Here is a 25,385-nt window from a genome sequence, read left to right as displayed (position 1 = left end):
CATAATAGATAGTAATGAAAAAGAATGTTAAAGTGGGTGAGTAAATGAAAAGTGGAGAAAAAGATTACTCGGTAAAAGAAGCGATGATTTTCAGCCAACGCATTGCTCAATTATCGAAAGCGTTATGGAAATGTGTAGAGAAAGATTGGCAACAGTGGATTAAGCCTTACGATTTAAACATTAATGAGCATCATATTTTGTCAATCGCTTATCATTTAAAAGGGGCTTCTATTTCTGAGATTGCTAAGTTTGGAGTTATGCACGTATCAACGGCGTTTAACTTCTCGAAAAAGCTAGAAGAACGCGGCTATCTTGTGTTCTCGAAAAAAGAAGATGATAAACGAAATACGTACATTGAGATTACAGACAAAGGGGAAGAATTACTACTTCGCTTAATGGAGGAGTATGATCCTGAAAATAACTCTGTATTCAATGGGGCTCTTGCACTTCGTAATTTCTATGGTAAGTTCCCAGAAAATATCGAACTTATCGCTATCTTGCGCAACATTTACGGACAAGACTTCATCGATATTTTTGAGAAATCATTAGAGAATATTGAGGAGAATTTTACGGAATCCGATCAGAAGTTAGTTAAGAAGTAATCTATTTATTGTTTCGCAATCATGCTTAAGAATTCATTCATAAGCGGCTTAAATAAACCTTGTTTTGCTAGCGCTTCCGCAGTTTCGTGTACTTCGAGCTGATGTGGAAGCGCTTTTTCAAATTGATCTAACAGCGCATCGAACAAAAGAAGCCCTTCTGCTTTCTCCACTACATATTGCTCGTTCAATATTTCACAAAGATTTAGTATACGTTCAATATCTTTTTTACGAGCTTTTTTCTTTATGATCAAAGAATAAAATGGACACTTTTCTTCATCAATCATTTTAAATAGTAGGTCTACGTAGTATTCAGCTTGTTCTAATCTTCTAACAACGTCCATTTTCTCCCTCTCTTTCTAACACAAAGTCTTCTATTTCTGAATTTTATAACACGAACAAAATATCGTATGATACAATATATAAAGTATATGTATTTTACCAAAAGGAGGTCTCGCCTCATGACACTTATAACAGTTGTTTTTGTCGCATTCGCACTTCTTGTTATATTTTACACGAATTTCATGACACATACACTGTGTGAACGAAAACAAATAGCTGCGAGCCGCCAACCCAGTGTCTTTCGGGTTATTAATGTATGTATAACAATTTTATTAATTTCTAGTTATATAGAAATTATATTTCATGGAAAGTGAGGAAGGAAGCCCCTTCCTCACTTTTTTCCTCTATAAGCAAATTATACCTACTATAACCAATAAAATAAACAGTACAAGTAATAAAATAAGTTGAGAATTCATCCCCATCCCCTCCTCTTTTCTGTATATGCGGCATGCGCCCAATAGGCTACACCTTCAAAATCTGACACGTACTGGTTAAATTTTCTTTATCAATATGAAATCGAGTCGAAATATGATATATTAAATTTTGTACATATTGCTTATACTATGAAATAAATGACACGCATCTTAACTTTATCCTCAGCCTCGGTAAGCCCTGTTAAGCGCGCTTTACCAACGAAAAAAGCAAAAGTATCAGTGAGACTTAATCGGGCTCTTATGAACCAAAATTCATTGGTGTAGGATAAATTAAAAATACATAATAGTAGGAGTGTTTATCGAATGAAGAAAGCTATGCTTGCCTTAGCCGCAACAAGTGTAATCGCATTATCAGCATGTGGAACAGGATCATCATCAGACAAAATCGTTACATCTAAAGCTGGTGACATTACAAAAGACGAGTTCTACAATCAAATGAAGACACAAGCTGGTAAACAAGTACTAAACAACATGGTTATGGAAAAAGTACTTATTAAAAACTACAAAGTTGAAGACAAAGAAGTAGACAAAAAGTTCGATGAAATGAAAAAACAATACGGTGATCAATTCGATACACTATTAAAACAACAAGGTATTAAAGAAGAAACTTTAAAAACTGGTGTGCGTGCTCAATTAGCTCAAGAAAAAGCTATCGAGAAAACAATCACTGATAAAGAATTAAAAGATAACTACAAGCCTGAAGTTAAAGCAAGCCACATTCTTGTAAAAGATGAAGCGACTGCGAAAAAAGTTAAAGAGGAACTTGGACAAGGTAAATCTTTCGAAGAGTTAGCGAAACAATACTCTGAAGATACTGGTTCAAAAGAAAAAGGTGGCGACTTAGGATTCTTCGAACATGGTAAAATGGTTAAAGAATTCGAAGATGCTGCTTATAAACTGAAAAAAGATGAAGTAAGCGAACCTGTAAAAACACAATTCGGTTACCACATCATTAAAGTTACAGACATTAAAGAGCCAGAAAAATCATTCGAGCAATCAAAAGCTGACATCAAAAAAGAAGTCGTTCAGAAGAAAGCACAAGACGGCGAATTCATGAACGATCTTATGATGAAAGAAATTAAAAAAGCTGACGTAAAAGTTGACGATAAAGATTTAAAAGATCTTTTCGAAGAGAAGAAAACTGACGCAAAAAAAGAAGACAAGAAATAATGAAATAAAAAGCTCGGGCTTAGGCCCGAGCTTTTTATGTATCCTCTTCGTTAACTAAAGTTTATTTTTTTCATTCGTTTAACTAAAACCATCTTTTATGCATTTCACTTAAAAACATTTCTGTAATTTTAAATCCAGAACTTTCTCCTATAATAGAGTCAATCCCGCAATGCGGACAAACTGCTGTGTTATCATCATCCCACCACTCTGTAATTTTTTCTGGATGGAAAATTTCTAAACAATAGAAACAACCACATATAACATCCTTTTCTAAGTGCTTTCTATTACGAGAACAAAAACGATGTGCTTCCTCAAAATATTTTTGCATCAGTATCCCCCTATTCCTGATTCTCTTCTTTGCTTTACTTACATTCTCCTCAATAAAATTGCAATTCTTCCTTAAAGAAAAACACAAAAAAACCTCGATTCACGCCACACGGAACCAAGGTTTATCTTATTATCATTGATTAAATGAAAAAACTATGTTAAATTAGTACAGAAACACGTTTTATAAAAAGATAATAACGTATTTATCCGTATCTTAATTGTACACCAAAACACATCTTCAGTCAACCTCTATTTTTCACTTTTAAAGGAGTGCTTACCGTATGAATAAAAAACTTGATCTAGAGCAAAAAAGATTGGATACCGTAATAGAAACGATTACGGAGCAAATTGATAAACTGGAAAACGAAACTGGCAGACGCCGGGCGGAAGTAATCCATATTCGTAAACACTTTTGGGATGACGTGAAAGTGAATACTGATACTTTTGATGATTATCTTGAAACAGTTATCAACTTAAGACAACAAGCTCAGTCACTAGCTGTCACACAAATTACCCATAAGCACACCTTTAATCGACTTGCCGCATTAAGACGTATGCATAAAGCACCTTATTTCGGACGAATTGATTTCAAAGAAGAAGGAGAATCTGCTGCGAAGAAAATTTATATCGGCGTAGCTACACTTACTGATGCAAGCGGAGAAAACTTTCTTATATATGACTGGCGCGCACCTATTTCGAGTGTGTACTACGATTATCCGCCAGGACCGGCTGAATACAGTACTCCAGGCGGCGTAATTCACGGTAATGTGGAGAAAAAATTACAATACATTATTCAAAATGGCGAGATTGATTCTATGTTCGATACGAGCCTTACAATTGGCGATGAAATCTTGCAACAAGCGCTCGGAAAAGGTACGAACAAACATATGCAAAGTATCGTCGCTACGATTCAGCGCGAGCAAAATGAAATTATTCGTCACGATGAAGGCCGACTCCTTATCGTGCAAGGAGCTGCTGGTAGCGGTAAAACGTCAGCTGCCCTGCAACGAATCGCCTACTTACTATATAAATATCGCGAATGGTTAAAAGCAGATCAAATTATTCTCTTCTCCCCTAACTCTATGTTCAACAGCTACGTATCTAACGTACTACCTGAACTCGGTGAAGAAAATATGCAGCAAGTTACATTCCAAGAATATTTAAACCATAGACTCAGTAAGGCATTTGACGTTGAAGACCCTTATGAGCAATTAGAATATATGTTAACTGAAACGAATAGCCCTACCTATAAAACGAGAAATGCGAGTATTCGATTTAAAGCATCCACTCAATTTTTCGAGATGATTAGAGCGTACAGACAATCTCTTGAATCTTCAGGCATGCTATTTAGAGGAATGAAATTTAGAGGAAAGTTAATTGCTTCTGCTAAAGAAATTACAGAACAATTTTACAACACTGACTCCTCCCTCCGCTTCCATAATCGAATTGAAAAGTTAACAGATTGGCTAAATAAACAAATAGATGCAATTGAAAAAGCGGAACTGAAAAAGCCTTGGGTAGAAGAAGAAATTGAATTACTGAGTAAAGATGAATACCAAAAGGCTTATAAATATTTACAGAAAAAAGGCGAGTTTGACGACAACTCCTTTCATGATTATGAAAAAGAAACGAAAGTACTCGGACGTATGATTGTCCGTAAAAAATTGAAGCCGCTTCGTAAAGGTGTTCAAACATTACGTTTCATCAATTTCACAGGCATATATAAACAACTCTTCACAGATGCATCATGGGTTACTGGGGAGAAACCGACAGAATGGGATGACATTTGCTCATTAACAGTAAACATGCTTGATGAAGGAAAGCTATATTACGAGGATGCCACTCCATTTTTACTTTTAAAAGAGTTAATCGAAGGCTTCCAAACGAATAGATCGATTAAACACGTACTTGTAGACGAAGCGCAAGATTATTCGCCGTTTCAGTTCGAGTTTTTAAAACGTCTCTTCCCTGCTGCAAGAATGACTGTACTCGGAGACTTTAACCAAGCGATATTTGCCCATGCGAGTGAAGCAGTGAACTTCAATACACTTACTAGCTTATACGGACCAGATGAAACGAACGGCATCAACTTAACTCGTAGCTATCGCTCAACAAAACCGATCATTGAATTTACACGTGCTCTCGTACCAGAAGGAAAGAACATTCACGCCTTTGAACGTGACGGTGAGAAACCTACAGTGACGAAAGTATCGAATGACAGCGAACTGCATAAACATATTACTGCCAAAGTTGCTGAACTACAAAAACAACAGCACAATACGATCGCAATTATATGTAAATCTGCAGCTGAAAGCGCCGCTGCCTACGAAGCACTTAGTCATATCGAAAATATTAAACTTGTGAAAAGTAACTCAGCCGAGTATGAGCAAGGCATTGTCGTGATCCCCGCTTACTTAGCGAAAGGTATCGAATTTGATGCTGTTATTATTTACGACGCTTCTAAAGATGTGTACAGTGATGAGAGCGTTCGTAGATTGTTCTACACTGCTTGTACACGCGCAATGCATGAGCTACAACTTTATAGCGTTGGCGAGGTTAGTCCTTTTATACTTGGGGCTGATTCGGAGAGTTTTGAAGTTATTACACCTTGATTTGAATCAAGGTGTTTCTTTTTAAAACAAGTATGACCTCATCTAATATTTAGATGAGGTCATACTTGTTTTATTTTGACGCAATATATTTACATATACTTTCGTTAACACTAAACTCGAATTTTTATTTTAGAAAAAATTGTATAAATGCTAAACTATCATAAATATAATGGCAAATCCAACTTACCCAAACACTATTGGATTTTTTCCATACATAATTTAGTGCCAATCTAATTGGAATTATAGTTATTAATAACTGCATTGGCACAAAACCATAAGCCGGAATATGCCACAAAGCGAACAAGACACTACATATGATTGATGCCGTGCCAAATTTCAACCCTAGTTTTTGTAATGCAAGAATTCCATTCGTACAAAGCAACTCTTCACCCATGAGCATAAATGGTACACGGAATAAAATCATAGAAATACTTATTACTTCTGCAACAGAATTTTTAGTTGCTGGTTCAAAAATGTAATTGAATATAGCACCGGAACTTACACCTACGATAACTACTAAAGGTAAACCCCAAAGTAATGTCTTAAATTTAAAATGTTTAAATTGGTCTAACGATATTTTCCCTAAAAAATAGTATCCAATAATTCCACATAATACAAGATTCCATAAAGCTTCAAGAATCATTCCTAATAAATTAGGTATAGCATCTCCCAAAACATTTCCTAAGAACTGATATGTAATTCCGGTAATCATCAATAACCCCAAAGCCAAGAGAGACTTCGAATCAATTTTTTTCTCTGTTTCTAAAAGCTTTGTTTCCACAACAACCCCTTCTTTCTTATTATTTCGTTAATTACGAATATATCATAGCACAATGACCTAATATCTATATAGAGACTGAATGGTAATTTTTTGAAAATAGTATGAATTTTATCGCTAAGTTAGAACCGTTACATTATAGGTATAGAAAAGCTGTGCGAATGCAAGAAAAATTAAACCACCTATCCCCTAAAAAATATAGGGAACGGGTGGTTTGTTTTTTAAGCTGATTTTCTCACTAAAAGATCTTTACGCCGATATACACTTAACACGATCCCCATTATAAATGCATGAAACAGAGTTGGTACTAATCCATAACTAATAAAAGGTAATGATATAGAAACACGTGGTAATATTCCAAGGATCATGCCAACGTTACAAATGAAATGGATTGCAAAAAGAGTCACTCCACCAACGAGAAGCAATTTACCATAACCATCATTTATTTTATAAGCTATGTTCATTATTCTCACTGCAAAAAGAGAAAGAATAATGACAAGAACTAGCGCAAGCACATATCCATAATAGTAAGTCAAACTCGCGAATACAAAATCAGTATGGGCAGCAGGGATAGACTTTATATTTCCATATGTACCGAACCAACCTGCTGAAGACATCGCCTCTTGTAAACGTAAATCCCATTGATCATGCGCTGGGTTTATAAATCCTAAAATTCTCGCTATCCGGTATTCTTTTACAGCCGACCAGGAAAATAGATCCCTAATAATAAAGGGTAAAATTGGTAACATTGTAATGAGCCATGCCGTTTTCTTTCCTAACTTACTCCACCAAAGCATAACGAATACCATCGTAATATAGATGAAAATTGGTAGAAGAATTGATATAGTCGAAAATAGATATAAAGAAAATACGTACAATATGAGAAGATGCATAAACTTTAACCTACTATTATTGAAAAAAGAAGCCCAAGCTAGAAAGAAAAATGGTATCGTCATTAAACAGTCAATTTTGATGGGGCCAATTTTTATTATTGCTTCCCCAATCACGTAACCAGTCGGAAAACATTTTATCATTAACAAGATAAGTACACCGATTGTATAAAACAGCCACCCGAGCCTCTCTAACTTCCGATAATCAAGTAGCATCATCCCAATAGCTGTTACAACACCGAGAATAACAAATATCACCTTATTCATGAATAAGTCAGCATGTCCAAAAGTTATAACCGGCAAAAAGCCTAACCCCATAGCAGCCACTAATAAAATAAGTAAAAACCAATCCACCTTTGGCTTATGTAGTTTGTTAAGTTCTTGCCCTAGTTTAATTGGGCTTCCCATTTGTTCTACAGCTTTATTTTCAGCAACTTCCTCACTTAATCCTTTTTCTATCCACGTGTTCTTCGCCTGTTTTAAGTGAAAATCTAGTTCAGTTGCTACAAAGCTCTTTGCTTCTTTTGATTTAATATGGTTCGTAACTTCGCTTACAAAACGCTCCCCTTTTTTATTCAATTTCGCCTCACTCCTGTACTAAGCCTTTTAATATAAATTGTACCTTCGTAGCATTTTTCTCTGCCTTTCGCAGCATCTTTCTTCCTTTATCATTTAATTGATAATATTTCGCTCCTTCATGATACCAACTTGATTGAATAAAACGATTCTGTTCTAGACGATGTAATACGGTATATAAAAACCCTTCATTTCCTTCGAATTTCCGAATCCCTCTCCCTCGTAGTAGCTGTGACAATTCGTATCCTGTTTTTTCATTACTGAGGAGTTGTAAAATCGCTAAAGAGATGTCCTCTTCCTTTTCGTTTGAAGCATTGATTTTTTCGCGCACCTGCTTTCGATGTTGATCGGAAAAACTCAAATGTTTAAACGTTGTATTCTCCATTGATTTTCGCAGGCCTTTTAATCGATCTTCCATTTGATTGCTCCTCCAATCCTTTCTTCAAAAGCTCCTTCGCTTTTTTCAGTCTCGTTTTTATCGTGTTTTCTTTCACGTCTATTACAATGGCAATATCTTTAATTGGTAATTCTTCATAATAAAATAGATAAATGACTTCTCGATATTTTATCGGTAAATTCATTACCGTAGAAGCGAGCTCACGGTCCTCCGCATTTTGAATGACAGTTTGTTCGACACTAGCATTTTGAATCTCCATATAAGCAGATTCATCCTCTGTCACGATCACCTTTTTGTTATACCAACTTTTTATGTAGTCCTTACATTGATTAATCGCAATTCTCCACAACCACGTTTTCACATTCGACTTCCCTTTGTATGTATGAAGAGATTTATAACACTTCACAAATATATCTTGCGTTACATCCTCAGCAACCTCTTTATTATTCACATATGAATACACAAGCTGTAAGACTTCTTGTCCATACTTATTCATGATTTCATCGATAAGGAGTTCCTTATCTTCTATTTCAAACGCTTCTACCGTTAATTCATCCACACCATTTCCTCCTCCCCATATATTAGACGACGCACCGTATGGAAAAGTTTTATTAATTTATAAAAAAATACGGATGATAGTGTCCGTATCGTTTTTTAACTTTAATTTTTCTTCACTAAGAGTAAACCTTTTATTGTGATACAACACTTTAATCGAGAATTTAGCACATTCATAATAAAACAAAAAACCACCTAAAGGCTCCCCTTCAGGTGGTTCTCTCTTTTACGCTAACGCAGCCGCCTGCTCTTGTTGATCTACAGGAATTACAGCGTCTGTTAATGCTTTTTCTAGTTCAGCTGTGTATTTCATTTGCTCTTCTTTGCTCCAGCCTAGTTTCGCAGCCATGTAGTTGATTACTGCTTCTTTCCACTCATATACCCAGTGGATGTTGAAGAATACAGCGCCTCTACGGCGTACGAAGAAGTCAACTGGTTTTGCTGTCATTTCGTAATCCATTGCGTATACAAGTGGGATTAGAACGTCTAGCGGCATGTTGTATTCTTTCGCTTCGTCTTTATGTTTTTTCGCTAAGTCGAACAGTACGTCTACGTTAGAGCCGTAGAATTTCGCGAATTCTTCTGCTTGTGCTTTCGTTAAACCAGATTTCGTGCCTTCGTCTGCTTTTTTCGCAACGAATGCTGGGAATCCGTGTGAACCACTTACATGTCCACCAGAGATTGGCATATGTTTCGTGTCGCTCTTCGGATATGCACTATGACCTTCTTTTTGTAATAGGTTTGTTACGTAGTCTACTACCATTTCAGCCATTTTACGGTATCCTGTTAATTTACCACCTGCGATTGTAATTAAACCAGATTCAGAAGTCCAAATTTCATCTTTACGAGAAATTTCAGATGCATTCTTACCTTCTTCGTAAATTAACGGACGTACACCAGCCCAGCTTGACTCCACATCTTTTTCTGTAATTTTCACACTTGGGAACATGTAGTTAATCGCATTAATGATATATGTGCGATCTTCTGTTGTCATGTGCGGTACAGCTGCGTCTTTATCATAGAACGTATCTGTTGTACCTACGTATGTTTTTCCGCCGCGAGGAATCGCGAACACCATACGTTTATCTGGTGTATCGAAGTAAATAGCTTGCCCTAACGGGAACCGTTTTTGGTCAATTACTAAATGCACACCTTTTGATAACTGAAGTACTTTCCCTTTTTTCGAGTTATCTTTTTCACGAAGTGTATCTACCCAAGGGCCAGCTGCATTTACAATTTTCTTACCGTACACTTCATACACTTCTCCATCTAGTAAATCGATTACACGTACACCACATACTTTTCCATCTTTATATAAGAAACTGTCTACTTTTGCGTAGTTAACAGCTTTCGCACCGTGTTCAATTGCTTCTTTCATTACTTCAATTGTAAGACGCGCATCGTCTGTACGATATTCTACGTAGTAACCGCCGCCTTTTAATCCTTCTTTTTTTACAAGTGGCTCTTTGTTTAATGTTTCTTCACGGTTAAACATTTTTCTGCGCTCGCTTCGTTTTACGCCTGCTAAGAAGTCGTATACACGAAGACCAATTGATGTACTGAATGATCCGAACGTACCGCCTGTATGGAACGGAAGTAACATCCACTCTGGTGTTGTTACATGGGGACCGTTCTCATATACGATCGCACGCTCTTTCCCCACCTCTGCTACCATTTTCACTTCAAGTTGTTTTAAATAACGTAGACCACCGTGTACAAGCTTCGTTGAACGACTTGATGTACCTGCTGCAAAGTCCTGCATTTCAAACACAATTGTTGATAACCCGCGTGTTGCTCCATCTAATGCAATACCAGAACCAGTAATACCTCCACCAATTACGATCACATCTAACTCTTGTTTATTTACTCCGTTTAATACGTCTTTACGTTGTTTACTTGAAAATTTCATGGTAATTCCTCCCTTTGATAACGAAAAAAGAGACCACGAACTCCGCTATAGATTTCGCCTCTATAGCGTGTTGTGGTCTCTCCAAATCTCCTACCGAATTATTAACTTGTCACCATTATAACACTGTTTATGATTATTTGAAAGCTTTTGTTGCTTCAATTGCTTTTTTCCATCCAGCATATAGCTCTTCGCTTGTTTCCGCTTCCATCGTTGGTTCAAAGCGTTTGTCCATATGCCACTGTTCTTTAATTTCATCTTGGTTTTTCCAATATCCAACCGCAAGACCAGCTAAGTACGCTGCACCTAAAGCTGTCGTTTCGTTGATCACTGGACGCTCTACAGGAACAGCTAAAATATCACTTTGGAACTTCATTAAGAAGTTATTTTTAACTGCTCCACCATCAACGCGTAATGTTTTTAGTTCAATACCTGAATCTGCTTCCATTGCGCATAATACATCTTTCGTTTGGTACGCTAAAGATTCTAGTGTTGCACGAATGAAATGCTCTTTCGTCGTACCGCGCGTTACACCAAACATAGCGCCGCGTACTTCACTATCCCAGTACGGTGTACCTAAACCTACGAATGCTGGTACAACGTATACACCTTCAGTTGATGCAACGCGTGATGCGTACACTTCACTTTCGCTTGCATCTTTAAACATGCGCATTCCGTCACGTAACCACTGAATTGCAGAACCTGCTACGAAAATACTTCCTTCTAATGCATAGTTCACTTTACCATCTATTCCCCATGCAATTGTTGTTAATAGACCATGCTCAGAAGCTACTGCTTTTTCACCTGTGTTCATTAACATGAAACAACCAGTTCCGTACGTGTTCTTCGCCATACCTTCACCGAAACAAGCTTGTCCAAATAATGCTGCTTGCTGGTCACCAGCTACACCTGCAATCGGTATATTTTGACCGAAGAAGTGATAATCAATTGTTTCTCCATATATTTCAGATGATGGACGTACTTCTGGAAGCATGCTCTTTGGCACTGTTAACATGTCTAGAAGCTCATCATCCCACTGTAAGTCGTGAATGTTAAACATTAATGTACGTGATGCATTTGAGTAATCCGTTACGTGCGCTTTACCGCCAGACAATTTCCATACAAGCCACGTATCAATCGTTCCGAATAATAGATCGCCGTTTTCTGCTTTTTCTCTTGCACCTTCAACGTTATCTAAAATCCATTTTACTTTCGTACCAGAGAAGTATGCGTCAATTAAAAGACCTGTTTTTTCGCGAACCATTTCGCTATACCCTTTTTCTTTTAACTCATCACAAATTTCAACTGTTTGACGAGATTGCCATACGATTGCGTTGTAAATTGGTTTTCCAGTCGTTTTATCCCAAACAACCGCTGTTTCACGTTGGTTCGTAATACCGATACCAGCGATTTGTTCTGGTTTTACATCTGCTTCGCTTAAGCAAGTTGCGATAACTGCTAAAATAGATCCCCAAATTTCTTGTGCATTATGCTCTACCCAACCTGGCTTTGGAAAATGTTGTGTAAACTCTTTTTGAGCTGAATGAACAATTTCACCTTTTTTATTGAACAGAATTGCGCGTGAGCTAGTTGTTCCTTGGTCTAAAGAAAGAATATATTTTTTCATATCGGTTTCCCCCTATGCTACTTTTCTACTATTTGTATTGCTTTCACTTTTTTTACTTGTCATATAAGAGATTGCTAGTACAATCACAGTTGCAATAATCACATAAATAAGTGCTGCATTTTGTTTTCCTTCAAATACAACTTGATGGAATAATCCTGCAAGTGATCCACCTAGAATTGGACCAACTACTGGAATCCATGCATACTTCCAGTTCGAACCGCCTTTTCCTGCAATCGGAAGGAAGAAGTGTGCGATACGCGGACCTAAATCACGAGCCGGGTTGATCGCGTATCCTGTCGTTCCACCTAATGATAAACCAATACTTACAATTAAGAAACCTACGATAAATGGATTTAATCCATCTGCAAATTTATTTGCTCCAATTGCTAATATACCAAATACTAAAACGAATGTTCCAATCATTTCACTTAAAAGGTTTGTAAATGTGTTCGGAATTGCTGGGCCTGTTGCAAATACACCTAATTTTGTTCCTGGATCTTCTGTTTCTTTCCAGTGTGGTAAGTAATGTAAATATACAAGAACTGCCCCGATAATTGCCCCAATCATTTGTGCTGCGATATAACCTGGTACGTCACTCCATGGGAACGCTCCCTTAAATGCTAATCCTATCGTTAAAGCCGGATTCAAATGTGCCCCACTAATTGATCCAACTGCATACGCTGCCATAGCAACTGCTAAGCCCCAGCCCATTGTAATAACAATCCAACCAGAATCTTTCGCAAACGATTTCTTTAAACTTACACCAGCGCAAACGCCGCCACCAAGTAAGATTAACAACGCAGTCCCTACTAACTCTCCTAAAAATGCTGACATAGTATCCCTCCACAATCAATTTAAACGCTTCCAAATGTGATAGAGGTAAAATGAATGGCCATTCGTTTTTGTCAAAAGAAAAAGACCCACAGCTTTGCACGCTTCTATATAAATTTATATAGAAACAATGAAATGTGGATCTCTTCTTTTCTCCGTCACGTTTATTAACTTGTCTATAATGTTAACCTTTCATGAAAGCGGTGTCAACAGAATTTTTTCACATTTTCGTCACTTTTTTTGGTAATGTTTCCATAGTTCTTTTTTTGATGTCGTAATTGCTGTCGCACCAGCACTTAAAGCTCTTTCAACATCTTGCACAGTACGAATGAAACCACCCGCTAAAATCGGGACACCAGTACGCTCTTTCACTTCAGCAATCACATCCGTTAGCGCACCAGGAAGCACCTCTATATAATCCGGCTTCGTCTTTTCTAGCAAATTACAGCTCTTTTCCATCGCGCTAGAATCAATTAAAAAGATGCGTTGAATTGAGACGACACCCTTTTGCTTCGCCTTCATAATCACGCTCGCCTTTGTCGACAGTAACCCGTACGGTTTATATTCTTGGCATAAAAACTCCGTCGCATGCCCATCACTTTGTAATCCATGAATCAAATCAACATGTAAAAACACCTTTTTACTATGCTGCTTCGCAAGTGACACAACACTCTTCAATTGACCAACATGAATATCTAAAATAACAATATACTCATACGAACTATGTAATAGCTTCTCCAAATCTTTAATTTGCCTCACTGCCGGCAAAATCTTCTGTTCATGAAATTCCATTCTAAATGTCCCCTTCTTTATGTCATCCTATCCTTTATAGTACACAATTTAAGTGAAAAGAACAGCTAGTGTAGGGGATTTCTTTCAAATCTTTCCTCTATCTATATATTTTCTTCAACTTATCAGAAGCCGTGCCACCTATAACCATTAATATGAGGGGTAAAAAATTCATTACATACGGTGCATCTGCTACAAGTGTGATGCTCGCTCCGGCAAACTTATTTAGCATCCATACAACGATTTTTGTAATAAATAAAAATACGCCCATCATAAATAAACTATCGAAAAACACCTTCCATTTTGGATATGCTAACTGTTTACTATCATTAATTACTTTTTGCGTCAACTCTTCATCACTCCTTAGCAACTCATCAATCGTAATACCGAACAGATCACTTAGATGAATAATAATTTCAATGCTCGGATAGTTCTTTCCCGTCTCCCATTTCGAAACAGATTGTCTACTTACATGAATTTTTTCAGCCAAATCATGTTGCGACCAATTTCGTTTTTCTCGTTCTCGTTTCAAGCGTTCACTAAAAATCATACTGTGTTTATCACCTCTCTACGTCTAGTATGGTCAAATAACTGATGAAGAGTAAAGCGAGTTGTCGTTGCGTTAGCTGTGCAACTTTTACGTTACAGGTTGTAATGGTGCTATGTAGTGTGTATATTTCATATGCTATGCTCCTATAATAATTTCCCGAACAATAATCGTGCTTCTTAACATTGTCGCTTTGTGTCGGTAAGTCGATATATTGAAAAAATCGTTGATATATTTTAGGAAATAAAAAGTGGATAACAAGACGTTATCCACTCTTCTCAAATTATAATAAAACCGAATCTTTATCACTATCCTGATTACCCTCCTTATCATTCTCCAAAAAGAAAATCGTTTTGTTGATTTCTCAACTTATACTAATATGGATAGCGCCAGGGAAATTAATGAAGAAATACAATTAGAACGAACAAAAAACCCTGTAAAATTTATTACAGAGTTTTTTGCTAAGTATTTATTGTTTTGCATAACGAATACGAACATTATCATCCATATGATAAATTTGTAATGTGTTTCCATCATAGTTTTGTAATTTATATATCATACTATCGTTTGTTAACTTTACTTCTTGACCGTCTTTAACTGCTTTTGTTACTTTTAAGGACAACTGGAATGACGGAACATCTACCGCATATGTTCCTGTTAAGTAGTTATCTTTATTCGGATAAGAACCATTCGCATAGGACTCAAATGTTTTATCACCTTTTAGTACTAACGTAGTTTTTATACCACTACCGTAATCAATACCCCAATTACCAATAATCTCAGTACCATCTTTGATGTTCTTCTCCATGTTTCCATAATTAATTCCTAACTCTTCACTTGTACCAACTGTACCTACAAATACCCCCGTTTTAGCTTGGCTTTTATCTGTTTGAGCCTGACTACCCGTAGTTGGGTTTGTCGGTGTAGAAGTACTTGTTGTACTAGTAGATTTTTCTGTGGCTGTATCACCTTTTATTTCGGATCTTAACTTATCGAATGTAGGTTTCCAAATACGTTTTGCTTCCTCTAGTTTTGCATTTGCTTTATTTAAGATTTCCTTATCGGTCTCTAAGCTGAAGCCTTTATCGTTAAATAACTTCTCTATTTCACCGAATGTTTCTCTTAGTTTACCTGTCGCTTTTTCAATCTCTTTTTGTTCTTCTTTATGTTTTTGCGGTGCGTAAATCTTCTCTATCTTATCAAATACTTTATAGATGTCTTTAATACTATCTAATACCTCAGCTTTTGATTTACTTCCATTTCTCAAATCTCTTACAGAAGCATCATAGTAATCAAATCGTCTTAACATATCCTGTTCAATGTCTAATAAATATTGTGCATAATCTTCATCTAAAACTCGAACCTTTTGAACATCTTTACTTTCTTCTTTCGAATTAGTTGATTTTTCTTTCGTTTCAGCAGCCTTAGATTTACTCGTTTCTTCTGTCTTCTCTTCTTTATTTGCCGAATCTTTTACTGTAACACAACCACTTAATAATATGGCAACTGGAACTGCAGCAGCTATTAGTTTTTTCACTTTCATACCTCATACCCCTTTAAGTAATTTATTCTTAGTTAGTTTTGCTACCGATACTCTTCGCTGCTTCTTCAAACAGTTTTGAGCCTTCTTGTGCTTTACTTAATGATTGATGCATTTTACTCTCGTCTTCTTGGTCTAATGCATCAAAGAGAAGTTGAAAACAATCCGCATACAGTTCCATCGATTGCTTTATCTTCGCTTGTTCTCCCTGTAATTCAGGAGGCGCTTGTAGATTCTTCAGTTTCGTTGCAGTTGCCTTTGCTCCACCTAAACTCAGTTGTACTTCACTTTTCTTTTGTTTGTATGATTTTACGTCTGAATCTGCTATTCCTTCAATTAATTTCATTGTATCTTCAATTTGAGTGGCACTGTTTATAATATCTGCCTTGTATCTTTCAACATCTGAACCAGTTACCTTACCAGTTGAAGAATTAGAAGAAGTAGAATTATTTGAAGAAGAACTTTGTTGACTACTTGAGGAACTACTGTTTGTATCTTCACCTTTCGCTACAGATAAGCTATCCTCTTTCTTGCTATCAGTTGACTTACTCTCTTTTTCAGCAGCCTTACTCTCTTTCTCTACCTTTTGCGTTTCTTCTTTCTTTGGTTCGGCTTTCTTACCATCAGTTTCAATTGTAATACAACCACTCAATAACATAACTGGTAACGCTAAACTTACTAATTTCTTTGCTTTCATGATTACTAATACCCCTTTATATGTAAAATTCAGTGCAAACAAGTTAATATACTTAACTAATAAATCCCCCCGAATAATTTATTAGAATCTACTATCCATAGATTTCCTGTATATTCATAATCTTTCCATATATATTATTTTACAGAGAATTACATATTTGGTCAAAGGGATTTATGTAGTCTTCACAGGGAAATTTACTAAACGAAAAGAAATTTTAATCACAAAGAAAAGAAGCTAACAATAAATTGTTAACTTCTCAGCCGAAAGTAAAATATTATCTTTCCTTATCTTCTAATATCTAGGTTGGGATTGAATATTTGTAAGATGAACATCAAACATATCAATTATTTCAAGAAATCTATCAGCTTCACGGAAAACATGGTCTGCTAATAATGGATGAATGATACTCTTTATTTTACATTGCTCAATTAAATCACGTGCTGTTTTCTTAAAATCCCGAAGAGATGTAACCGACACACGATTTTGATCTAAAAATTGATCTAAAAGTGGGACTGTTTGGGATTGTGGTTTCATAGATTCTAAGTCAATTGCTTGATACATCAATTCATCAAAATCATTGCTAAAATTCCGCGCTGTATCTACAAGCTTTCTTTCCGATGGATCAAGAAGATGACCAATAAATTTAGCATGGTCTGCCATAATCCTTAAAAAGAAAACATTTTCTTTAATAATAGCATCAGGAAGAGCATCTAATTTACCTTCATTTAATTGTATTAAACGTTTTCTAAAATAATCAGCTTCCCTACTCGTATGGTCAACTAACAATGGAAAGTTATTTTGTCCTGGCAATTTACATGTGAGAATTAATCCTAAAATTTTTCTTTTAAATCCCCAAATATTAGTTGCGGCTTGTTGTACTTCTGAATTAAATCTTTTTATTTGCTCAGGATCTGTTTCATTTGTATAGGAATGCGCTATTTGTTCGATATGTTCAAACAATCGATAAAATTGATTAGCCTCTTCGATTAGTTGCGTATCCTCACATCTAAACCCTAAGCGAAGAAAAAAAGAATGCTCCTTCATGATTCTAGACCAAAAACGAATTTCATTTAATGAACGCTCAACAAACATTACAGATGTAACACCTGTATCAGGATGTAATGATGTTTCATCCCTATGCATTGTTAATCCCCCCCAGTAAATACTGCGCTAGTTCCATTCTTATGAGTAGAAATATATATAAATACCACTTATAAAAGTCCATGATAAATTTCGTATACATGCTCCCCAAAAAGAAAAAAGGCTATCACCTAGATATAAAGTTCTCCTAGTTGGTAGCCTTTCAAAATGTCTATTAAAGCAGCACCGAATCCTTATCACTATCCTGATTGCGCTTCTCTCGCTCTTCTTCTAAACGCTTCATATACACTTCGCCTTCTTTTTCAATAAACTCATTATCCATTTCTTGCTCTTTTTTTGAAGTATATAAAACCATGTAGCCACTTAATACGATCCCAACGATTACAAGATACACCCACCATGGTAAAGTTTCCACTGTACTTCATTCCTTTCCTTAGACAAGCCTTATTAGTTTCACTGTATGAGGAAAGAAGTGGATTTATGCTTTAAATTTTTATTGTGGATTCTTCGCGAAGAACGCTTGTACATATTCCATAAACTCTATTGGTTCCTGACGAAACGGTGCGTGGTATCCTTTTTCAATGATATGGAACGTACTATTTGCAAATAGCTCATGATACAGTTCACCATTTTTCCAAGAAACGCTCTTATCGTGTCGTCCCCATATAATTAAAGTCGGCACCTTAATTTTGTCTGCTTCCATCGCGATGCGGCGCTCTCTCATTTTCGTCAACTGATCATAATGCTCTTTATCGTCGCGACTATTTTTTACTGCATTTTTATTATAATCTGTAATCTCTGTTACAGTTTGTAAGTCCGTTGATAGCGGCGGCACTTCATAACTTTCTTTTTGCTGGAAAGACTCAATCCCTGTAGAATCCGCTAAAACGAGATGCGTTACTGCATCCGGATATAAATACGCTAAATTTAGAGACATCTCTCCGCCCATCGAATGACCAAGTACTGCGAATTGATCGTACCCGAGTCTCTTCATTAACTTATAATATAAATTCACTTGCGCAGGAAACGAATACTGAAAATCAACCGGCTTCGAAGAACGTCCAAATCCTAAAATATCAACCGCGATAATCGTATGGTCCTTTACAAGTTCCGGATAAATATCACTAAACCCATCTGAAGAACCACCAAACCCGTGAAGCATAAGTAAAGGCGGCTTCCCCTCACCAATTTGCTTAAAATAAATCGTCTGCCCATCAATCTGTGCCATACTCTCTTTCGTATTCAGCTTCATCATAACAGTATTTTTCACTTCTCCAACCTTCGCAATCGGCTTATCAACGAAGTTACATACGATTAACAAAACGAGCACAATACCGCTAATGAAATAAAATTTAAACCGTTTCAACATTCCCGTCTCCTTTCTCTTGTTGCTATTTAAAGTTTTTACATTATTTGGTTGTTTTATGATTAATTTTAATTGTAACCATGATAGTTACAATTATACTAAAAAAATATTACTCATTGCCACTAGTGATGGTTACTTTGTAACTATTATAGTTACACATTTAAAGTAAGTCAATTCTTTTTATGACCAAAAAGAAAAGGGACCTCGTTATGAGGTCCCTTCACTTTATTATTTAATTTAAAAATGGTCAGCGTGTGAGTCTTGCTTGCTAATACCGCCACCGTCACCTTTATTGAAGTTGGCCGGTGCTCCTCCATCGCCTCTATTATCTGCTGGTGCTCCACCAGTATCTCCAATGTTAACGTAGTCTGGTCTTGCTGGTGCTCCGCCTGTTTCGCCAATGTTAACGTAGTCTGGTCTTGCTGGTGCTGGAACATCACCGTGCTCCGCTTGTTGTACAAAAGAACTATTTAAACCGACAGATACAATACCAACTAACACTATACCAGTTACAGCCATACCTATTTTTTTAAACATTATTTTAATGCTCCTCTCTCTATCTTCTTCTCTTTTGCCTGTAATGCTTTGTAAAAATAATCACTTGCTTTCATGTAATTAGCATCCTCACGAAACTTTATTGCAAGTTTTTCCACATATTCCTGAGTGTAACTATATAAAGATTCTTTATCAAAATAAGTAATTCCTTTAAGGATAATCTGCTCTAATTCTTTAATAGGAACATTACCATTTACTGCTTTTAAAATACTAAAATGATGTATATACTCTTCATTTTCTAACTCCATACAAATATTTAATCCTCTATCAATTAATTCTTCAGCAATGTTTGTTTCTCCCAGTTTAAAATGTTCCCTAGCTTGTAGGAAAATCGCTTTGAAATGTGCTGGGAATTTCTCTGTTACTTCCGAAAGATGTCGAATAGCTAGTGCAGAAAGGTTTTGACTTGCGTATAGCCATCCTAAATTATGACGTACCCTTAAAAGCAATATAGCGTTATCCTGTTTTTGTAGAATATCTATCGCTGAATTTAGACACTCTTCTGCTTGTTCATATTGCTTTATTTGTATGGCAGTTAGTCCTAAAAGATTTTGAGATAAAGCAATATTCATATCTTGTCCTGATTGTTTTGAAAAAATTTCTTTAGCTTTATTTATATATTTTATTGTATTCATTGGTTGCCTTGTATTGTAGAAAAATGCAGAAAGACGATAACAGAATTCCCCATATTCTAATTCATCAGGAATATATTTTATTAGTGTTTTGGCCTTCTCATAACATCTACTTGCATCATTGTAATTTGATATTAGAGTTGCATGCATTGCCTTAAAAAAATAATAGTAATATGACAAACGATTTTCAGACGTTTTATAAATTTCATCAATTTTATCAATTTTATCAAAACTATTTTTAGTAATTTGTAAGCCATCCGCCAGCACTTTATATCTAAAATCTAATAAAGAGTAATATAGCCATAAATCCCGATCCTCTTTTACATTAGAAAATTCACTCTCAATATCTTCCTTCATTTCCCTAGCTTTCTCTATATCTTGCTGCAACATTACACGATACCAATCATCTAAAGAATGTTTCATTTGCTCCCGTGTTACTACATCTGCTCCCATACACCCGCATCTCCTTTTCTCCAAACTTACAAAATTAGGATATTTATACAATTATTCAAATTGTATATCACCACCTCTTTTCTATGTATTGAAAAACAATTGTCAGAAAATTTATAATTTAAATGAATTATACCAAATATTTCTATTTGAAAAACTTGAGAAACATTTTTCAGAAAATTTTATAGCCCAAATAAAAAAGCAAGTAGTTCCAGCGATTTGCTAGAACTACCTGCTCTCCTACTTATTATCTCTATTTTACTCTTTAATAAATTCCTTCGTACTTCTCACTGTATCAATCGGACGAACTAATTTTTCGATTTCTTCACGTTTTGGCTCTAGGAATGGAGGTAAAGATAATTTTTCGCCAAGTGTTTCGTATGGCTCATCCCCCATAAATCCTGGGCCGTCTGTTGCAAATTCAAATAAAATTTGCGGTGCAACTCTTGCGTATAATGACTCGAAGAAGTGACGATTTACATAGCCAGATGAAGGAAGCCCTACGCTACCGATTCTCTCAATCCATTCTTCTAGTACAGCACGATCTTCTACGCGGAATGCGGCATGGTGCACTGTACCAAAGCCTTGTTGCGCTTCTGGAAGAACCGTATTATGTTCTACAATGACAGAAGCACCGTTTCCGCCTTCGTTTACTTCAAATAAATAGAATTCTCCTTCTTGAGCAATCTCTTTAAATAATAAAACTTTTTCTAACACTTCTTTGAAGAAACTAAAGTTTGCGATACGAATAAATACAGGTCCTAAGCCAGTAATTGCATATTCTAATGGAACTGGACCGTTTTGCCATGGTGTACCTGATTCGATCCCTTTATCTAATTCATCAGAGATTAATTGATAGTGTTGATCATCGAAATCAACGAAAGAAAGAGTTTTCTTACCAAATTGCTCTTTAATGCCTGTATGTTCTACTTCAAGACGGTCAAAGCGTTTTACCCAATATGCTAACGCTGCATCAGTTGGCACTCGGAATGAAGTTTTTGAAATTTCATTTGTACCGTGTACTCCTTTTGGAATACCTGGGAAGTCAAAGAATGTCATATCTGTTCCTGCACTACCTTTATCATCTGCAAAGAATAAATGATACGTTTGAATATCATCTTGGTTTACTGTTTTTTTAACTAAACGCATTCCTAAAACGTGAGTGAAAAATTCATAGTTCTTTTCTGCACTACTTGTAATTGCTGTAACGTGGTGAATTCCTTTTAATTGGTTCATTTTATATTCCTCCAATGGTTTTTAAATTTATATTTTCTCTTCTATTATTTCTCTTCAATAGGTGCTAATTTCGCTTCAATTTCTGCTCGCTGATTTTCTAAGAACGGCGGTAAATCAAGTTTTTCTCCTAAATGCTCTACATCTCCATCAACTGTAAATCCTGGTCCATCTGTCGCAATTTCAAATAGGATTCCGTTTGATTCGCGGAAGTATAAGCTTTTAAAATAGAAACGGTCGATAATGCCAGAAGAATGGAAACCTTTTTGTATTACCTGTTCTTCCCAGTAAGCAAGCTCTGCATCGTTCTTTACACGAATTGCTAAATGGTGAATGCTACCGCGGCCTGGTTTTTCAGTAGGACCATCCAAATATTTCACAACGATTTCTCCGAAGGCTTCTCCTTTAATGGACTGGAAAATCGCTTCTTCGTCGCTTCGGCTAACTTCTGTATAACCAAATATATCTGTTAATGTACTCGCCAGTTTATCAAGTCTACGCACCGTCATTTCCACTGAACCCATTCCTTGAATTTGATGCTGTGCAGGAACTTCGGATTTCTCCCACGTTTCCCAGTGCTCTACTTTTTCTCCATTTGAAACGAGTAGTACGAGACGAAGACCTTCAGCATCCTCAAATTGTAAAGCAGAACGATTTGCATATGTTGTCATTTCACTATGTTTCACATCAAATTTCTCAAATCGTTCTTTCCAGTAATGTAAGCTTTCCTCTGACGGAACGAGTAATCCAATTCGCGTAATTGCATTCGTACCACGGTACGTTTTCCCTACTAAAGGCATTTCAAAAAATGATAATTCCGTACCTGGACTTCCTGTTTTATCTCCGTAAAATAAGTGATACATAGACGGATCATCTTGGTTTACCGTCATTTTCACACGACGTAACCCAAGCACGTTTTTATAAAAATGGTTATTCTCACTTGCGTTTTTTGTAACCATTGAAATGTGATGATGCCCTTTAATTTCATACATTGTTTATTCCTCCGTTTCATTTTACTAGTCAAGTGATAACTAAAAAATAACATTTCCAACAAATAATATGGTTATTAACTTTTCAATTTATGCTTATTATGTTTTTGTAAATTCATCTTAGTTTTTACTGAATAAGTTACTTCGTTTTTTTAATCGAAAGCAATTGAGTGTATGTTTTTCATATGACTCAATCACTTTCGTTACTATCACTTTACAACTCAAGTGATTAAAAAGCAAGTTATTTATCTCAAATTCGAGATATTTTTTATTGCATAAAATTTTGGACTACAAACACAAGAAATTCTTGGTTTGGAGACATTATAAAATTCATAAGTTGATGGATGTAGGATATCGCCAGCATTAAAAAAACACGCTAAGAGTATGCAAGGTTTTATACAGTTTTTCAGCTAATTCAGTAACAAACAGAAATCTTAAAATCCCCTTCAGGATAGAAATGTATAAAAAAATGTATAGATCCATAGAACGTAAAAAGGAGGTTCCCTTGTGAGAGCAGGCTTCTCCTTTTTCCTTGCTACCGATAATGAGACATTATGTTAACCTCATATGTATAGAATATACAGTTAACTAAAAATGAAAAGTTTACATTTGAAAATGAACAATAAAAAACAGTAGTGTATAAAATCACTACTGATTTTTATTGTTTCTTATAAGTGAATTATTTGTATTCCTGTCTATATAATTTAAACGAATAAATAGCTCCAACGAAGAATACAAAGGCTTCAAATAATATAAAGATTTGACGGAAATTCTCGATATCTTTACCAACTAAAGAAATAAATATGCAATTCATTAGAATTTGAGTAGTAAACATACAAGAAATAATTTTAAAATAAATAGCATTTGTTCTTTCATCTGGTTTACCAATTTTTTTATAAATAATAATAAGTGCAATTACTGAACCCAAAAATAGAAGTGCTGTAAGTCCTACAACGATATTGAAATTGCCTGTACTTTCTAACATCCATTTGTTTAATAGATCAATCATTATTATCTTCCTTTCCTACATAAGAGAATATTTCGTTCTTCTTTTTCACTATAATAAAAAAAGAAAAAGGAAAACATCGAACTTTCTTACAAACATTCGTGTATTCTTACAGTTTTGTCATTTTGTAAATATATTCACCGCCTTGCCTTTCGCTAACTGGCGGTTCAGCTTGGCGAAAGCTAAAAACCCGCCGAAAATAAGAGCCAGCAAATGAAATTTATATTGCCTAATGCTTAAAACTACTTCCTATATCGATAATTATGTAAATAAGCTGCCCATATGGACAGCTTATTGTATTTTTTCTGAAATGCTGGCGCGTTACTCAACTAAAAAGTTGATATGCTCCCATTCTAGTGGCAAGATATGTTTTATTAGTTCTTCGTTACACCCATGCGTACTTCTTAACTATTTCATTTCATTTTCAATAAAAAACAGCCCCACTAAGCTTTTAACACTTAATGAGGCCATTTGATTCACATTATTAATTATGGAACGTCGGCTTATAGAACGAACGATTATCAAGTGCAAAGACACGCTCAGTGTATTCGCCTGGTTTTGTGCGTCCTAATGCACGGTCCATCATGTTCATTTTTGCATCTAAGTTATCGATGTAGTGCAGAATTTCTGCTTCTTTTACTAATGGTGGTTTTGGGCTACCCCATTCTGCTTTTCCGTGGTGAGAAAGCACGATGTGTTGAAGAATTAATACTTCTTCTGCATCGATTTGTAGCTCGTCTGCTGCTTTACCAATTTCGTTCACCATAATTGAAATGTGGCCAAGTAAATTCCCCTCTAACGTATAAGTTGTAGAGATTGGGCCAGATAGCTCAATTACTTTACCAAGATCGTGTAAAATAACGCCCGCATATAGTAAGTCTTTATCTAACGATGGGTATAAAGCCGCAATAGCTTTCGCTAAATCAAGCATCGATACGACATGATAAGCTAGTCCAGATACGAACTCATGATGATTTTTCGTCGCTGCTGGATATTCTAAAAATTCGTTTTGATGCTTATTTAACAAATGTCTTGTTAGACGTTGAATGTTTGGGTTTCTCATTTCAAATATGTATTGCGTAATTTTTTCAACCATATCTTCTTTTTTCACTGGTGCTTTTTCCACGAAATCCGAGATATCTGTTACTTCATTTTCATTCGCAACACGGATTTGTTTCACACGTAATTGAATACGTCCTTTGTAGTTTAAAATATCACCAGCTACTTTAACGATTGTTTCTGCTACATATTGTTTCTCAACTTCTGGCGATACGTCCCATAGCTTCGCTTCAATATCTCCACTTGGATCTTGTAAGATTACTGTTAAAAATGGTTTCCCATTGCTTGCTAAACCTTTTGTCGCTGTTTTAATTAACAAGAAAACATCGACTTGTTCACCAACTTCATATTCTGCAATTTTCTTTTTCATTCGAATT

The 25,385-nt window shown here is 35.8% G+C and carries 27 protein-coding genes; 4 read left to right on the top strand and 23 right to left on the bottom strand.

From position 1 onward, the window contains the following. Positions 1 to 44 precede the first annotated feature (44 nt). Positions 45 to 602, top strand: coding sequence for an HTH-type transcriptional regulator Hpr (locus tag AC3WTA_RS12910; RefSeq protein WP_000834920.1), 558 nt, complete (start codon positions 45 to 47; stop codon positions 600 to 602). A gap of 5 nt (positions 603 to 607) precedes the next feature. Here the strand turns inward: AC3WTA_RS12910 and AC3WTA_RS12905 are convergent, their stop codons facing one another. After that, a complete protein-coding gene (locus tag AC3WTA_RS12905) occupies positions 608 to 943 on the bottom strand; it encodes a DUF1878 family protein (protein WP_000383652.1) in 336 nt (111 codons plus the stop codon). Between the two features lie 117 nt (positions 944 to 1,060). Between AC3WTA_RS12905 and AC3WTA_RS12900 the strand changes: the two genes are divergently transcribed. Then, the gene (locus AC3WTA_RS12900; protein WP_000172691.1) at positions 1,061 to 1,255 is read left to right on the top strand and encodes a hypothetical protein; all 195 of its coding nucleotides are present in this window, start codon (positions 1,061 to 1,063) and stop codon (positions 1,253 to 1,255) included. A 30-nt stretch (positions 1,256 to 1,285) separates the two neighbouring features. Here AC3WTA_RS12900 and AC3WTA_RS12895 read toward each other — a convergent pair whose 3' ends face one another. Next, positions 1,286 to 1,399, bottom strand: coding sequence for a hypothetical protein (locus AC3WTA_RS12895; protein ID WP_002007073.1), 114 nt, complete (start codon positions 1,397 to 1,399; stop codon positions 1,286 to 1,288). A gap of 279 nt (positions 1,400 to 1,678) precedes the next feature. Between AC3WTA_RS12895 and prsA the strand changes: the two genes are divergently transcribed. Continuing rightward, complete coding sequence (gene prsA / locus AC3WTA_RS12890) at positions 1,679 to 2,545, top strand: peptidylprolyl isomerase PrsA (protein WP_000710042.1); 867 nt, start codon at positions 1,679 to 1,681, stop codon at positions 2,543 to 2,545. A gap of 82 nt (positions 2,546 to 2,627) precedes the next feature. Here prsA and AC3WTA_RS12885 read toward each other — a convergent pair whose 3' ends face one another. Beyond that, on the bottom strand, positions 2,628 to 2,873 hold the full coding sequence (locus AC3WTA_RS12885; RefSeq protein WP_001174906.1) for a hypothetical protein: 246 nt from the start codon (positions 2,871 to 2,873) through the stop codon (positions 2,628 to 2,630). 280 nt (positions 2,874 to 3,153) lie between these two features. Here AC3WTA_RS12885 and helD point away from each other — a divergent pair, with 280 nt between their 5' ends. Then, positions 3,154 to 5,484, top strand: a complete 2,331-nt coding sequence (gene helD, locus AC3WTA_RS12880) for an RNA polymerase recycling motor HelD (protein ID WP_001035421.1) — start codon at positions 3,154 to 3,156, stop codon at positions 5,482 to 5,484. Between the two features lie 124 nt (positions 5,485 to 5,608). On the opposite strand, the gene AC3WTA_RS12875 is transcribed toward helD, so the two are convergent. The 20 genes from AC3WTA_RS12875 to yhaM all read right to left on the bottom strand — a co-directional run bounded on the left by AC3WTA_RS12875 (position 5,609) and on the right by yhaM (position 25,378). After that, positions 5,609 to 6,265, bottom strand: coding sequence for a CPBP family intramembrane glutamic endopeptidase (locus AC3WTA_RS12875; RefSeq protein ID WP_000448503.1), 657 nt, complete (start codon positions 6,263 to 6,265; stop codon positions 5,609 to 5,611). Between the two features lie 218 nt (positions 6,266 to 6,483). Beyond that, positions 6,484 to 7,731, bottom strand: a complete 1,248-nt coding sequence (locus AC3WTA_RS12870) for an FtsW/RodA/SpoVE family cell cycle protein (protein WP_001034646.1) — start codon at positions 7,729 to 7,731, stop codon at positions 6,484 to 6,486. Between the two features lie 7 nt (positions 7,732 to 7,738). After that, positions 7,739 to 8,146: a PadR family transcriptional regulator gene (locus AC3WTA_RS12865; RefSeq protein ID WP_000390171.1), complete on the bottom strand. Its 408-nt coding sequence runs from the start codon at positions 8,144 to 8,146 to the stop codon at positions 7,739 to 7,741. Further along, positions 8,094 to 8,684: a sigma-70 family RNA polymerase sigma factor gene (locus AC3WTA_RS12860; protein ID WP_492332903.1), complete on the bottom strand. Its 591-nt coding sequence runs from the start codon at positions 8,682 to 8,684 to the stop codon at positions 8,094 to 8,096. Before AC3WTA_RS12860 ends, AC3WTA_RS12865 begins: the two co-directional genes overlap by 53 nt. 222 nt (positions 8,685 to 8,906) lie before the next feature. Then, positions 8,907 to 10,589 carry an aerobic glycerol-3-phosphate dehydrogenase gene (gene glpD, locus AC3WTA_RS12855; protein WP_000672824.1) on the bottom strand — a complete coding sequence of 561 codons (1,683 nt, stop codon included), beginning with the start codon at positions 10,587 to 10,589 and terminating at the stop codon, positions 8,907 to 8,909. 133 nt (positions 10,590 to 10,722) lie between these two features. After that, on the bottom strand, positions 10,723 to 12,213 hold the full coding sequence (gene glpK / locus AC3WTA_RS12850; RefSeq protein WP_000759997.1) for a glycerol kinase GlpK: 1,491 nt from the start codon (positions 12,211 to 12,213) through the stop codon (positions 10,723 to 10,725). A gap of 12 nt (positions 12,214 to 12,225) precedes the next feature. Continuing rightward, positions 12,226 to 13,047, bottom strand: a complete 822-nt coding sequence (gene glpF / locus AC3WTA_RS12845) for a glycerol uptake facilitator protein GlpF (protein ID WP_001272205.1) — start codon at positions 13,045 to 13,047, stop codon at positions 12,226 to 12,228. Between the two features lie 228 nt (positions 13,048 to 13,275). Then, on the bottom strand, positions 13,276 to 13,836 hold the full coding sequence (glpP, locus tag AC3WTA_RS12840) for a glycerol uptake operon antiterminator GlpP (protein WP_000394296.1): 561 nt from the start codon (positions 13,834 to 13,836) through the stop codon (positions 13,276 to 13,278). Between the two features lie 97 nt (positions 13,837 to 13,933). Beyond that, on the bottom strand, positions 13,934 to 14,383 hold the full coding sequence (locus AC3WTA_RS12835; RefSeq protein WP_000577676.1) for a helix-turn-helix domain-containing protein: 450 nt from the start codon (positions 14,381 to 14,383) through the stop codon (positions 13,934 to 13,936). A gap of 466 nt (positions 14,384 to 14,849) precedes the next feature. After that, positions 14,850 to 15,923, bottom strand: coding sequence for a DUF3994 domain-containing protein (locus AC3WTA_RS12830; RefSeq protein WP_000865191.1), 1,074 nt, complete (start codon positions 15,921 to 15,923; stop codon positions 14,850 to 14,852). Positions 15,924 to 15,951: 28 nt separating this feature from the next. Next, a complete protein-coding gene (locus AC3WTA_RS12825; RefSeq protein WP_000644839.1) occupies positions 15,952 to 16,617 on the bottom strand; it encodes a DUF7018 domain-containing (lipo)protein in 666 nt (221 codons plus the stop codon). Positions 16,618 to 16,908: 291 nt separating this feature from the next. Beyond that, positions 16,909 to 17,760 carry a DUF2935 domain-containing protein gene (locus tag AC3WTA_RS12820; protein ID WP_000554485.1) on the bottom strand — a complete coding sequence of 284 codons (852 nt, stop codon included), beginning with the start codon at positions 17,758 to 17,760 and terminating at the stop codon, positions 16,909 to 16,911. A 172-nt stretch (positions 17,761 to 17,932) separates the two neighbouring features. Then, entirely contained in the window at positions 17,933 to 18,133 is a 201-nt protein-coding gene (locus tag AC3WTA_RS12815) for a sporulation YhaL family protein (RefSeq protein WP_000449229.1), read from the bottom strand. Between the two features lie 78 nt (positions 18,134 to 18,211). After that, the gene (locus AC3WTA_RS12810) at positions 18,212 to 19,084 is read right to left on the bottom strand and encodes an alpha/beta fold hydrolase (RefSeq protein WP_033657829.1); all 873 of its coding nucleotides are present in this window, start codon (positions 19,082 to 19,084) and stop codon (positions 18,212 to 18,214) included. A gap of 237 nt (positions 19,085 to 19,321) precedes the next feature. Beyond that, positions 19,322 to 19,621 (bottom strand): Phr family secreted Rap phosphatase inhibitor, encoded by a 300-nt coding sequence (locus AC3WTA_RS12805; RefSeq protein ID WP_098098344.1) that lies wholly within the window; start codon positions 19,619 to 19,621, stop codon positions 19,322 to 19,324. Then, positions 19,621 to 20,724 carry a response regulator aspartate phosphatase gene (locus AC3WTA_RS12800; RefSeq protein ID WP_492332902.1) on the bottom strand — a complete coding sequence of 368 codons (1,104 nt, stop codon included), beginning with the start codon at positions 20,722 to 20,724 and terminating at the stop codon, positions 19,621 to 19,623. Before AC3WTA_RS12800 ends, AC3WTA_RS12805 begins: the two co-directional genes overlap by 1 nt. 255 nt (positions 20,725 to 20,979) lie before the next feature. After that, positions 20,980 to 21,957 (bottom strand): ring-cleaving dioxygenase, encoded by a 978-nt coding sequence (locus AC3WTA_RS12795; RefSeq protein ID WP_001072539.1) that lies wholly within the window; start codon positions 21,955 to 21,957, stop codon positions 20,980 to 20,982. Positions 21,958 to 22,001: 44 nt separating this feature from the next. Then, positions 22,002 to 22,946 carry a ring-cleaving dioxygenase gene (locus AC3WTA_RS12790; protein WP_000272998.1) on the bottom strand — a complete coding sequence of 315 codons (945 nt, stop codon included), beginning with the start codon at positions 22,944 to 22,946 and terminating at the stop codon, positions 22,002 to 22,004. 676 nt (positions 22,947 to 23,622) lie between these two features. Continuing rightward, entirely contained in the window at positions 23,623 to 23,952 is a 330-nt protein-coding gene (locus AC3WTA_RS12785; RefSeq protein WP_000566281.1) for a hypothetical protein, read from the bottom strand. 481 nt (positions 23,953 to 24,433) lie between these two features. Then, positions 24,434 to 25,378: a 3'-5' exoribonuclease YhaM gene (gene yhaM / locus AC3WTA_RS12780; RefSeq protein ID WP_000726645.1), complete on the bottom strand. Its 945-nt coding sequence runs from the start codon at positions 25,376 to 25,378 to the stop codon at positions 24,434 to 24,436. Positions 25,379 to 25,385 lie beyond the last annotated feature (7 nt).

The organism is Bacillus sp. EB106-07-01-XG149 (genome assembly GCF_058791555.1).
Note: the sequence above shows the minus strand (reverse complement) of the source record. Positions and strands in the feature narration are given on the sequence as shown.